We start from the raw sequence: 12,783 nt of genomic DNA, 5'->3' as shown, positions 1-12,783 counted from the left end.
ACTTTTCAGAAAAATATAATTTTGTGAAGTGTGGAAAACTGTATATTTGCATACATTATTATAACCTAATGGCTGCCGAATTAGATAAAATAGATCTTCAAATACTTAAGATATTACAGGAAAACGGAAGGATAACTAACCTCCAGCTTTCAAACGAAATAGGACTTTCGCCCGCACCTACGCTGGAGCGCGTAAGAAAACTGGAGAACGCGGAATACATAAAAAGCTATCACGCCCTTGTTGACGAAGAGAAACTGGGTCTGGGTATAAAAACTTTTATACAGATATCGCTTGACTTTCACCAGAAGAACACCATACAAACTTTTTTGGATGAAATAAAACACATTAAGGAAGTTACCGAATGCCATCACGTAACAGGCCAATGCGATTTTTTACTGAAAGTTTATGTACGCGACATCAAATCATATGAGCAGCTAATCATGGAAAAAATAAGCCGCATCACGGTAGTTAAAACTTTCCAAACCATGATGATCATGTCAACCAGTAAAAAGGAGCCTATAGTTCCGCTGGAATATTAGGCTCCTGAAGGGGAAGCCTAATGTATCTGCCAGTCAATAGGCTTTTTGCCTTCCTTTTCAAGTATAGTGTTCGTTTTTGAGAACGGTTTGCTGCCGAAAAAACCACGTTCGGCCGAGAAAGGCGAGGGATGTGGCGATTTCAAAATAAAATGTTTTTTTTCGTCTATCAATACAGCCTTTGATTGCGCGAAGGCTCCCCAAAGTATAAAAACAATGCCTTCCTTTTTATCGGATATGGTTTTGATCACGCTATCGGTAAACTCTTCCCATCCCTTTTTTTGATGAGAGCCAGCATTGCCGGCCCTCACCGTTAAAGTTGCATTGAGCAGCAGAACACCCTGTTTTGCCCATTCTTCAAGATTGCCATGGCTGGGGATCTTAAACCCGGGGATATCTGTTTGTAATTCTTTATAAATATTAATGAGCGAACGCGGGATAGCGATGCCTTTTTGTACCGAAAATGAAAGCCCGTGTGCCTGGTGTGCACCGTGGTAAGGGTCTTGCCCTAATATAACCACTTTAACATCGTCAAACGGCGTAGTGTTAAAGGCGTTAAAAATATCGCTGTTTTTGGGGTAAACTACCTGCCCTGCTGTCTTTTCTTCCTGTAAAAACTTCTTTAGTTTGGTCATGTACTCCTTGTCAAATTCGTCTTTTAAAACTTTAAGCCATGATGGATCTAATTCTATCGCCATAAATATTGTTATAATGTTGATTAAGCGTACAAATTAACAGATATTTGTGCTTAATATAGTATCACAAATTATGTCAAACATTGTACGGCTAATTATAGCCTGTGTATTTTTCGGTGCGGCCGTTGCTCTTTGTGCTTTTGGATTTTGGGGCTGGGGTATTTTGGTTTTGCTTTTGGGCGGTATAACATTGCTTAGCTTCTTTTTTAACGAGAACATGATCATATCGCAGTTTTACCTGCGTAAAGAAAAAACAGATAAAGCTGAAGAGTGGCTGATGAAGATCACCGACTACGAAAAGCAGCTGCATAAAAACCAGCATGGCTATTATAACTTACTTATCGGGCTTATCGAGTCGCGTAAGGCGCCGATGAAGTCAGAGAAATATTTTAAAAAGGCGCTTTCCCTGGGCATGAAAATGTCGCATAACGTTGCGTTGGCCAAATTGAGCCTGGCCGGTATATCTATGGCAAAACGTAACAAACGCGAAGCGCAGATGTATTTGTCAGAAGCGGCAAAGGACGATAAGAATAAACTACTTACCGAGCAGATAAAGATGATGAAGGCGCAATTAACGCAGATGGATAAGCAGCAGGTGGTAAGGGGCGGATATCGCCAGTTTTAAGAAAACAAAGCAGGTAGGAAAAAAAATAAAAGAGACGAAAACATCGTCTCTTTTATTTTTCCTCAATAGCACTGAAATAATCTGGCTCTGCTGAGTGGTTTTGATAAGGCTGAATGATACGGTCAGTATAAACATCGCCTTCATCAGCCGGGTTGGCCACTTCAACCAGTTTCAGTAAACTCCTGATGAATGATAAGTTGAAGTTACTTCTGTTCAACTTGATCAGATATTCGTTCTCGGTGATCTCCAGAATTGAGTTGGTCATAACTTTTCTAATAGTTGTTTATTGCAAGTATAATCATCATAATTAAACACAAAGTACTGTTTATTTTAAGCTTTTATTAATAAATTGTTATTAAATTGCTGATATAGAGTTGGGTATCTGCCTATGCCTGATAATAGCTGCCGGTGGGGCTATAAATGTATAGCTTCGGGAGCCGAACAAAGACGCAAAAAAAAGCGGGACGCATTACCTGCATCCCGCCAAATATCAAATGTTTTTAATATTATTCAAACCAGGCCATCACCACTTCTTTGGCAGGCATGGTAATATCCAGTTTTAGCTTTTTACGCATACCTCCAAGATCATTAAATACCTTGTTAGGATTGCCAGCTTTTAATTCTTCAACAGTGTTAAAACCCATCTTGTTTAATACAGGCACCCATTCGGCCGGTACGCCCGCGTTGATAAAATCATCGGCGGTAGCAACTTTAGCTTTTTTCTCGGGGCGCATTTGCGGGAAGAATAATACCTCCTGTATGGTGCTCTGGTTGGTCATCAGCATTACCAGGCGGTCAATCCCTATACCCAGACCTGATGTTGGGGGCATACCGTACTCCAGGGCGCGTAAAAAATCATCGTCCATGGCCATAGCCTCATCATCGCCCCTGCCGGCCAGTATTAATTGTTCTTCCAAACGCTCGCGCTGGTCAATAGGGTCATTTAATTCCGAATAAGCATTAGCTATCTCCTTGCCGTTTACAAACAGCTCAAAACGCTCCACAAGACCATCCTTCGTGCGGTGTTTTTTGGCCAGGGGGGTCATTTCAATCGGGTAGTCGGTAATATAGGTTGGCTGTATCAGGTGGGCCTCCACTTTGGCGCTGAAGATCTCGTCAATCAGTTTGCCTTTGCCCATGGTTGGGTTAACTTCAATGGCAAGCTCTTTACAAGTTTCGCGAAGCGCCGCTTCATCCATGGCCGATACATCAATCCCTGTATATTTCAGTATAGAATCATACATGGAAAGTTTTTCATACGGACCGGCAAAGTTTATTTCATTATTGCCTACCTGCACTACCGGGATGCCATGTACGGCTTTCGCAACGGTTTCCAGGCATTCTTCCACCATCTTCATCATCCATATATAGTCTTTATAGGCCACATATATTTCCATGGCCGTAAACTCAGGGTTGTGGGTGCGGTCCATGCCTTCGTTGCGGAACATTTTGCCAAACTCATAAACCCCGTCAAAGCCGGCCACTATCAGGCGTTTTAAGTACAGCTCATTGGCAATACGTAAAAACAGGGGCATATCCAGCGTATTATGGTGCGTAGCGAAGGGCCGTGCGGCCGCGCCGCCGTGTACGGGCTGTAATATGGGTGTTTCAACTTCCATCCAGCCCTGCGCGTTAAAATAGCTACGCATACTGCTGATCACCTTGGAGCGGTTAATGAAAATTTGTTTATAGTCGGGGTTTACCGTTAAATCCACATAACGCTGGCGATAGCGGAGCTCAGGATCAGTAAAGCCATCATGTATGGTGCCGTCTTCCTCGCGTTTTACTACCGGCAACGGTTTGAGCGATTTGGAAAGTACGATCAGTTCACGCACATGAACTGATATTTCGCCGGTTTGGGTTAAAAATACATAACCTTTAACGCCTATATAGTCGCCAATATCCAGCAGTTTTTTAAATACCGTGTTATATAAGGTCTTGTCTTCGCCGGGGCAAATATCATCGCGCTTTAAATAGATCTGCACACGTCCGGTTGAATCCTGCAGCTCGGCAAATGACGCGCTGCCCATGATACGGCGGGTCATGATGCGACCTGCTATTACTACGTTTTGGTATGCTTCAGGCTTATTATTAAAATTATCAGTAATGTCCTGCGCCCAGGCGTTAACATCAAAAGCTTCGGCAGGGTATGGGTTAATGCCCAATGCCCTTAATTGTTGTAAAGATTCGCGGCGTAATATTTCCTGTTCGGATAGTGCAATACTCATGTTATGAACGGTATTTTAAATAATTTGCAAAAATAGCGTTTTTAATGAGTTTGGCGGAATGAGTTTTTTAATAAGGATGAAATGCATGTGAAGAGTTGACTCACCCTGTCTCGCTTCGCTCGACATCCCTCTCTCCGCCTTCGGCGCAAAGAGGGGATTTATAAATCAGATAAAAGATAATTGGATAAAAAGCAAAGAAAAACACCTCATCAACCCTCTTTATGGCGAAGCCAAAGAGAGGGTCGGCCAGCGCAGCGTAGCCGGGGTGAGTCTGCCCGTATCAAATTTTTTACACGCAAAAATTAATCTGATTTAAAAACACGTTACATTAGCATACCTTTTAAAACTTAATACCAGTACTATGAGAAAACTATCAGGTATATTTCTTTTTTTATTAGTTGTATCGGGCAGGGCGTTTTGCCAGGATGCTCCCGGTTTGTATGATGCGGGAACCAAACCCCAGCTTATTGCCAAACAGTTTTCATTTACAGAGGGACCGGCTGTTGACAAGCATGGCAATGTTTTTTTTACCGACCAGCCTAATAATAAAATATGGAAATATGATACCGATGGTAAGCTTTCGGTTTTTTTAGATAGCGCGGGCCGCTCCAACGGGATGTATTTTGATAAAAAAGGTAACCTGGTAACCTGCGCCGATGCTAAAAACGAATTGTGGTCAATCAGTCCGCAAGGCAAGGTCACCGTTTTATTAAAAGACTATGAGGGCCATTTATTTAACGGCCCCAATGACGTTTGGATAAGGCCCGATGGAGGCATTTATATAACCGATCCCTATTACCAGCGCGACTACTGGACACGCAAAAAAACCGAGATGGACGGCCAAAAGCTTTATTATTTACAAAAAGGCAAGCACCAGGCCGTAGTTGTTGATGATAAATTTGTACGGCCCAACGGTATTGTAGGTACACCCGACGGAAAAACCCTGTACGTTGCCGACATAGGCGATAATAAAATTTATAAATATGACATCCAGAAAGATGGTTCTTTAACCAACCGTGTTTTGTTTGCCCCACAGGGATCAGACGGAATGACCATCGATAACCTGGGCAATGTTTACCTGAGTGGTAAAGGTATTACCATTTATAACCCCAAAGGCGAAAAAATAGATCATATTGATATTGACGAGCCGTGGTCGGCCAATATTTGTTTTGGCGGTAAAAACAGGGATATATTGTTCATCACTGCTTCAAAGGCCATATATACCATGAAAATGAAGGTAAAAGGAGTTGATTAAACTTCTTGTTGTTGGATAAAGCTGGCTATTTGCTGCTGTTCATCGGCATTAAGCAGATCGCCGGTGTATTTCCATTGCTCATGTATTGGCGCTATAACAATACTGCCCAGGTAATCCGGATTGGCCTCGTCGTTCAATGCCGGTTTACCTTCATTTATTTCCAGCTCTTCTGTAAACAGGGCCGATTCGTTGTCGATAGCGGCTTTGTAAATTTTGTAAGTGCCCGTATCAGTCAGGTCGGGCCGTAGCATAGGTTCAATAATAATATTTCTTGAACTGCCATCCATATGTTTCAAAGCAAGTGTAACCGGATTTTTCATGAGCTGTTATTTTTCTGAATAATACAGCGGCAGTAAGTTTTTGTTTTATTGGATGATAAAGCACCTTTTAAATCTTTATGGTGTGAAGAAACACTCATAGCCATCTGTCATACCATCTATCATAACTATTTGTCATGCTGAACGGAGTGAAGCATCTTCTTCGATAGGGTGAGAAGATCATCCTGAGCCTATCGAAGGATAGCGGGGAAAGGCCTCTGCACGCGCCCTTCGACAGGCTCAGGGTGACAGGCCCGTCCACCTATGAGTAGCTGGCGTTTAGCAAGGCGAAGAAGATCCTTCGCTATCGCTCAGGATGACAACATTCCCCGTGCGTCATGGGTAACGGAGTGAAGCACTTTCTTCGACAGCACGAAAAGGTGATCCTGAACTTGTTTCAGGATCTCTCAGGACAAGTTAGTATTCTTGTTATACAGAGTAGTTTTTTAAAATGTCATTTCGATAGAGCAAAGAGAGGAATGAGAGAGGGTGCGAAAGAGAAATCTTCTACACCGTGCAAGCGTAACATGTAAGGCCGTATAAGATTTCTCTCTATCGTTCGAAATGACATGCTTTTTTGAAGAGACGGAAAAAGCATATTTTCCGCCTCTCCATACAAATTGACTATCATTTCAAACCCGCGGATTAATCCTGTAAAACAGAGGCCTTTGATCTATCCTCTATCAGTTTGATAGCATGTACCGTCTTCATAAAAGAATCGGGAGTAACCGAAATAGAATCAATTCCCTCTTCAACCAAAAATTGTGCAAAATCCGGATAGTCTGACGGGCCCTGGCCGCAAACCCCTACCTTTACATTCATTCTTTTAGCGGTTTTTATCAACGAACTGATCATCTCTTTTACCGCCTCATTGCGTTCATCATAAATGTCTGCTATCAGCGACGAATCGCGGTCGAGCCCAAGAACCAATTGAGTAAGGTCATTTGAGCCGATAGAGAACCCGTCAATAAGGTGGCAAAACTGCTCGGCCAGGATAATATTAGATGGCACTTCGGCCATAAGGTAAACTTCAAGCCCGTTTTCTCCTCGTTTTAAGCCATGTTCTTCCATTGTTTTGTAAACCAGCAGCAGCTCTTTTATGGTCCTGCAAAAAGGTATCATCATGGTTACGTTATCCAGTCCCAGCTCATTCCGTACCTTGTTAACGGCGGCACATTCCAAACCAAACGCTTCTTTGTAAGCATCTGAATAATAACGCGAAGCACCCCTCCAGCCAATCATGGGATTTTCTTCAACGGGCTCAAAATATTTACCGCCAGGCATATTGTAATACTCGTTTGTTTTAAAATCTGAAAACCGTACGATCACTTTTTGCGGATAAAATGCCGCGGCTATCTTGGCGATGCCGTATGAAAGTTTTTCAATAAAAAAGGTTTTGCCATCAGGGTACCCTTTGATAACTTCCCTGATATGGTCACTTAATTCAGGCGAGCCCAGTTCCTCATGTTTTATTAAGGCCATGGGGTGTATTTTGATATAATTGTTGATGATAAACTCCTCCCTGGCCAGTCCAACCCCCTTGTGCGGATAATTGGAATAACGAAACGCCATATCCGGCGAGGCAAGGTTCATCATTACCGGTGTTTGTATTTCGGGAAGGGTTTCCAGGCTATGCTCAATTTGTTGAAAGGCGATAATGCCATCATAAATAATTCCCGACTCCCCTTCGGCACATGAAACTGTAATTTGCTGCCCGTGTTTTAATAAAAGAGTGGCGTTTTCGCAGCCTACAATTGCCGGCAGTCCCAGTTCGCGGGCAACAATGGCCGCGTGGCATGTTCTGCCGCCCTTGTTTGTTATAATTGCCGCTGCTTTCTTCATCACAGGTTCCCAATCAGGGTCGGTCATATTGGTAACCATAACATCACCCGGTTTAAAATCTATCCGATGGATGTCCTCCTTTTTTAGCCCGTTTAAAAGATGTACTTTACCCGTTGCTATTTTGTCGCCTACGGCAATGCCTCTTAAAACTATCCTGGCCTCGCGGTCAGCTTCGCTGATCCTATATTCGGTAAGGGTGTTACCGGCTTTTCGGGAATGAATGGTTTCGGGGCGGGCCTGCACAATAAACAACTGGTCTGATATGCCATCAACCGCCCATTCCACATCCATAGGGCACCATCTCCCCTTTAATGCAGAGTAATAATCTTCAATGATCATCACCCATTTGCTTAACTGCAGTATTTGCGCGTCGGTAAGGCAAAAACGTTCCTGGTCTGCCCGGGGGGTAACCTCAACAATTACCCGGTCCTGGCCGGCAGTTCCGTATACCATTCTCTGATGCTTTTTCCCCAGCTTTTTTTCAATTATGGCCGCAAAGCCCCGGGCCAGCAATGGCTTGAAAACTATGTATTCATCCGGGTTGACAGATCCCTGTACAACCAATTCGCCAAGGCCATAAGCGCCGTTAATGATCACGGCATCCTTAAAACCGCTTTCGGTATCTAATGAGAAAGCGACACCGGCCGTCCCCCGGTCTGATCTTACCATCTTTTGAACGCAAACAGACAGGCCCACACGAAAATGATCAAAACCAAAAGCCTTACGGTAACTGATAGCCCTGTCTGTAAATAACGAAGCGAAGCAGTTTTTAATGGCAGTAAGCAAAGCTGACTCGCCGCTTATATTTAAATACGTGTCCTGCTGCCCGGCAAATGACGCGTCGGGAAGGTCTTCGGCGGTAGCCGATGAACGCACAGCAACATCTACATTGTTTGTTTGATATATGGTACCCAGTTTTTGGTACTTTTCAGAGATCTCAACTGCCATGTCATCAGGAAAGATCCCGTTTTGGATTAAGCTCCTGATCTTTGAACCGCAATGTGCCAGTTGCTGAAGATCGTCGGCATTGGAATTATTAATAATTTTTGTGATCGTACTATCAAGATCATTAAAGCTGATGAAGTGGTAATAGGCGGCAGCCGTAATAATAAAACCATCGGGTATGTTTATACCAACCGGGGTAAGGTGCTGCATCATTTCGCCGAGTGATGCATTCTTGCCACCCACGAGCTCAATATCATTAATTGAGGCGTCGATCAAATCCATTGTAAATTTTTTATCTGTCATGGGACTAAGTTTTGTTGATTCAAAGCTATCGGACCGCAGCGACAAGGATTTTGTAATAGTTAATAAAAAATGATACTATATTAACATATATTTGAAAATAATGTAAAATAGCTATTAAAATGATATAGATAATGAATCTTGATAATTTTATAACGGCGGATTCCACTTATCATCTCAGCGAGGGGCATTACTACCATGCCTTAAATAATTACCATGAACATCCCGAAATGGAGTTTCTTTATATTAAAGAAGGTTTGGGTTCCCTGCTTATCAACAACACAGTACATGAGGTACAATCGGGCCAGCTTATCATTGTAGGGCGCAATGTGCCGCATATGTTTAAATTTGAAAAGCATACCTATCAAAATCCCTTAATGAAACAAGGGCAGGTAAATTTACCGCTGAAACTCCTTACCCTTCATTTTGATCCGGAGGTAACCGGACGGAGTTTTTTGCGGCTCCCTGAGAATGCGCTGTTCAACCAACTGGCGGAGCAGGCCGCGAAGGGCATCATGATGTATGGCGACACCAGGAAACTAATAATAGACACCATGTATAGCATCCCCAATGCGCCGGCGCACAGACAGTTGCTATTGATACTGGAGCTATTAACGGAAGCGGCCCTCAGTACCGAAAAATCTTTCCTTTCAGATGCCCCCAAAAACATAACCCAAACCATAGAGGACGAAAAACGCCTGACCAAAGTGTATCTATATACCCTGAACAACTTTAAAAGGACTATAAAACTTAAAGAAATAGCTGATATTGTATATATGGTACCCAACGCCTTTTGCCGTTTTTTTAAACTGCGAACCAATAAGAGTTACTTTGAATTTTTAATGGAGATAAGAATAAAGCAAGCCTGTAAATTATTAAAGGAGGAAGATTACAGCGTGGTTATCGTCTGTTACGAATCGGGGTTTAGCAACCTGTCAAATTTCAACCGGCATTTCAAACAGATTACCGGAAAAACACCGTTGGAATATCGAAAAAGCGCGCATTTTGATATAGCGCAAAGTTTTTAAGTAAAAAGTGTTAAAATGGATGTTTTTTAATAACTATTAAACAATTTTTGGCTTGTTTTGGTCTTCTTTTTGGCCCAGAAAATGTATAAAAACAAGAAGCGCTCCTGATGGGCAGGAGCGCATTCTAACCAATTATAAACCTAAATTATGAGAAGAGTTGCAAGGGAGGAATCGAACCATCAGCTGCTGCCTTTCAGCGCCTTACAAATAACTATGGGACAAATATACGAAACATGTTTTATTTTGCAATAGTTTTAACAAAAATCTTTCAATGTTAACGATTTGTTAACTATATCTTTGATAAAATATGATATTAATAATACAATCGAATGTCTTTTTTGTCATTAAAACCTGTATATCAATTAGATTTATCATATAACAAAATTAAAATCAAGCGGTTCTGAAATAAAAAAAGCCGCTTCCAACGGAGGCGGCTTCTTGAATTTTAGTTAATCCTGTTACTTTATTGCTTCGAGGCGGCAGCTTCAGCAGCCTTTTTCTGGTCGTGTTTTTCTTTCTTTGCGGCTTTTAAGTCGGCAAGGGCCTTTTTCTGGTCAGCGGTTAAAATAGCATCTAACTTTTGATCGGTTTGTGCTTCAATGGCTTTGTGTGCCGCTTTATTCGCTTTTTTATCGGTTTTATGTGCTTTTAAACTGTCAATCCTGGTTGCTTCTTTTAAAAAGAGGTCGTTAACCTGCTTGGTTTGGCTGGCGGTAAGCTTTAATTTAGTTTGCAAATTCTGGGCTTTATGTGCCGCTTTTTGCTCAGGTGTTTTAACTGTTTTTTGCTGCGCATTGGCCATTACAGTAAGGCCGGTTATAAATGCAATTGCTAAGATTATTCGTTTCATTATTTATTTTTATTTATGATTTGTTGAATATGACAATAATTTACCGGTTTAGTTTAACAGGTTGGGTGAATTAGAAAAATAAATTTAAATAAATCAACTTATTTTTAAACCAATATAATAATTTAAAGTCATAGCACTTTAGTGAGTTTATAACCGTAAGCAATAAGGGACCTATGAAAAAGACCATACAATATCTTTGCTGTGTTGTAATATTGATTTTAGGAGCCTTTGTATGCTCATCTTTTTTTGCTGAAAACAGAAACGGCAAATCCTTTAAATTCCCTTATAAGCAACAAGGTTTAACCGAAAAACAGGCCGCCGCGCATTTATTAAGCCGTTTTACTTATGGAGCCACACCAGGCGATATTGACGCCGCGGTGAAATCCGGATTGGAGAATTGGTTTAATCAGCAATTGAACGCCAATCTGCCCGATGATTCTTTGAACCAGTTGTTATCAAAATATGACGCCCTTAAACTGAGTAATACTCAGGTAGTTGAAGAATATCCTAAAAATGCACAGGTATTACGTATGGCAATAAGTGCCGGGGTTGTTAATAAAGACTCGGTAAAAAGCGATAAGAAAGCTTACCGGAGTGTACTGCAAAATTACATGCAACAAAACGGATTGAAACCAGAACAAGAACTTTTCAGGCAGTTTGTCAATCAAAAAATATTAAGAGCTGCCTATTCCAATAACCAGTTGCTGGAGGTAATGACCAGTTTTTGGTTTAATCATTTTAACGTATCAATTACTAAAAATGATTGCGCGCAGTTCATACCCGCTTATGAGCGCGACGTGATACGTCCCAACGCTTTGGGCAAGTTCAATGATATTTTACTGGCTACAGCTAAGTCGCCCGCCATGTTATACTATTTGGATAATTTTACGAGTTCGGCAGCCGATGACAATACTCCCGCTAATCGGGGACTTTTTCGCCGCGGATTGATGCAGGATACGCCTACTCAAAATACAGATACCGGCCGCAAGGTCATGCTGATGAATAAGTTACAGAAAGTACGAAAATCTAAGGGGCTTAATGAAAACTACGCCCGCGAGGTAATGGAACTGCATACCCTTGGCGTTGACGGTGGTTACACCCAGCAGGATGTGACCCAGGCAGCTAAAGTATTAACCGGTTGGACAATTTATCCCATGGGGCAATATAGCAAAGGCGGGAAAAATGTAGTAGATAAAGCAGGTGACAATCGCCTTGAAAGCCGGGGCTTTGTTCATGATGGCGATTTTTTATTTAACGCAAACCGCCATGATAAGAGTGAAAAGATTGTGCTGGGTAAGCATTTTGGTCCGGATGCCGGCTACCAGGAAGGGGTAGAATTATTATCTATGCTGGCTCATAACCAGGCTACCGCAAAATTTATATGCCATAAAATAGCCGTGCGTTTTGTAAGTGATAATCCGCCGCAGAGCCTGCTCGATAAAATGACCAAAACATTTTTAAACAGGGATGGCGATATTAAACAGGTGCTCATTACCATGGTAAGCGCCCCGGAATTTTGGAGCGAATCATCATTGCGGGAAAAAACAAAATCGCCGTTTGAACTGGCAATTGGCGCTGTGCGCAGTTTACATGCCGATATTGTGCAACCATACCAGTTGTACAACTGGATAAACAGAATGGGTGAAAAAGTATACTTTTATCAGGCACCTACCGGTTTTCCGGATAAAGCCCAATACTGGATCAATACAGGGGCGCTCCTTAGCCGGATGAATTTTGGCCTTGCTTTAGCCTCTGGCCGGATCCCAGGCATCAAGATTGACCTGGCAGCACTAAATAATCATCATGAACCGGAAAGCGCACAGGCGGCTTTAATGACCTATTGCAAACTCATTATGCCCGAACGCAAGCTTGATGAAACCGTTAAGCGTTTAACCCCAATGCTTACCGACCCTAACCTCATGCAAAAAGTTGATGAAGCAAGCTCCAAGAAAATTTATGCGAAAGTGGGACAGCCTGCCCCAATGAACATGACCTCTGCCGACAATGCAATAGCAGATAGTAAATTGAACTTAACAGGTGACCAAGCAAATAATGCTACAGCGATGCAAAGTGCGGCAAGCAATAATTCTATGCTGACACAAGTGGTTGGAGTGATCATCGGTTCGCCGGAATATCAACGACGTTAATATAAACATATACGA

General features: G+C 42.2%; 11 protein-coding genes. 5 read left to right on the top strand and 6 right to left on the bottom strand.

Annotated features, from left to right (window positions below):
* The first annotated feature begins 68 nt into the window (after window positions 1–68).
* Complete coding sequence (locus tag J2W55_RS20930; protein ID WP_090465496.1) at window positions 69–539, top strand: Lrp/AsnC family transcriptional regulator; 471 nt, start codon at window positions 69–71, stop codon at window positions 537–539.
* A gap of 17 nt (window positions 540–556) precedes the next feature.
* Here the strand turns inward: J2W55_RS20930 and ung are convergent, their stop codons facing one another.
* Entirely contained in the window at window positions 557–1,234 is a 678-nt protein-coding gene (gene ung / locus J2W55_RS20925; protein WP_310100468.1) for a uracil-DNA glycosylase, read from the bottom strand.
* A 70-nt stretch (window positions 1,235–1,304) separates the two neighbouring features.
* Here ung and J2W55_RS20920 point away from each other — a divergent pair, with 70 nt between their 5' ends.
* Complete coding sequence (locus tag J2W55_RS20920) at window positions 1,305–1,856, top strand: DUF2892 domain-containing protein (RefSeq protein ID WP_310100464.1); 552 nt, start codon at window positions 1,305–1,307, stop codon at window positions 1,854–1,856.
* 52 nt (window positions 1,857–1,908) lie between these two features.
* Here the strand turns inward: J2W55_RS20920 and J2W55_RS20915 are convergent, their stop codons facing one another.
* Together J2W55_RS20915 and lysS are read right to left on the bottom strand one after the other, a co-directional pair.
* Window positions 1,909–2,121 (bottom strand): hypothetical protein, encoded by a 213-nt coding sequence (locus J2W55_RS20915; protein ID WP_310100462.1) that lies wholly within the window; start codon window positions 2,119–2,121, stop codon window positions 1,909–1,911.
* 241 nt (window positions 2,122–2,362) lie between these two features.
* Window positions 2,363–4,084 (bottom strand): lysine--tRNA ligase, encoded by a 1,722-nt coding sequence (gene lysS / locus J2W55_RS20910; RefSeq protein WP_310100460.1) that lies wholly within the window; start codon window positions 4,082–4,084, stop codon window positions 2,363–2,365.
* Window positions 4,085–4,445: 361 nt separating this feature from the next.
* Between lysS and J2W55_RS20905 the strand changes: the two genes are divergently transcribed.
* Entirely contained in the window at window positions 4,446–5,339 is an 894-nt protein-coding gene (locus tag J2W55_RS20905) for an SMP-30/gluconolactonase/LRE family protein (RefSeq protein WP_310100458.1), read from the top strand.
* Here the strand turns inward: J2W55_RS20905 and J2W55_RS20900 are convergent.
* Window positions 5,336–5,659, bottom strand: coding sequence for a hypothetical protein (locus J2W55_RS20900; RefSeq protein WP_310100456.1), 324 nt, complete (start codon window positions 5,657–5,659; stop codon window positions 5,336–5,338). The genes J2W55_RS20905 and J2W55_RS20900 overlap by 4 nt on opposite strands.
* Before the next feature lie 642 nt (window positions 5,660–6,301).
* The gene (gene ppsA, locus J2W55_RS20895) at window positions 6,302–8,746 is read right to left on the bottom strand and encodes a phosphoenolpyruvate synthase (RefSeq protein WP_310100451.1); all 2,445 of its coding nucleotides are present in this window, start codon (window positions 8,744–8,746) and stop codon (window positions 6,302–6,304) included.
* Between the two features lie 131 nt (window positions 8,747–8,877).
* Between ppsA and J2W55_RS20890 the strand changes: the two genes are divergently transcribed.
* Complete coding sequence (locus J2W55_RS20890) at window positions 8,878–9,771, top strand: AraC family transcriptional regulator (RefSeq protein WP_310100446.1); 894 nt, start codon at window positions 8,878–8,880, stop codon at window positions 9,769–9,771.
* Window positions 9,772–10,234: 463 nt separating this feature from the next.
* Here J2W55_RS20890 and J2W55_RS20885 read toward each other — a convergent pair whose 3' ends face one another.
* Window positions 10,235–10,621, bottom strand: coding sequence for a hypothetical protein (locus tag J2W55_RS20885; RefSeq protein WP_310100443.1), 387 nt, complete (start codon window positions 10,619–10,621; stop codon window positions 10,235–10,237).
* A gap of 173 nt (window positions 10,622–10,794) precedes the next feature.
* Between J2W55_RS20885 and J2W55_RS20880 the strand changes: the two genes are divergently transcribed.
* A complete protein-coding gene (locus J2W55_RS20880; protein ID WP_310100440.1) occupies window positions 10,795–12,768 on the top strand; it encodes a DUF1800 domain-containing protein in 1,974 nt (657 codons plus the stop codon).
* The last annotated feature ends 15 nt before the right edge of the window (window positions 12,769–12,783 follow it).

This window comes from Mucilaginibacter pocheonensis (genome assembly GCF_031456535.1).
GTDB classification, from domain to species: domain Bacteria; phylum Bacteroidota; class Bacteroidia; order Sphingobacteriales; family Sphingobacteriaceae; genus Mucilaginibacter; species Mucilaginibacter pocheonensis.
This window is presented reverse-complemented; position numbering and strand designations above follow the sequence as displayed.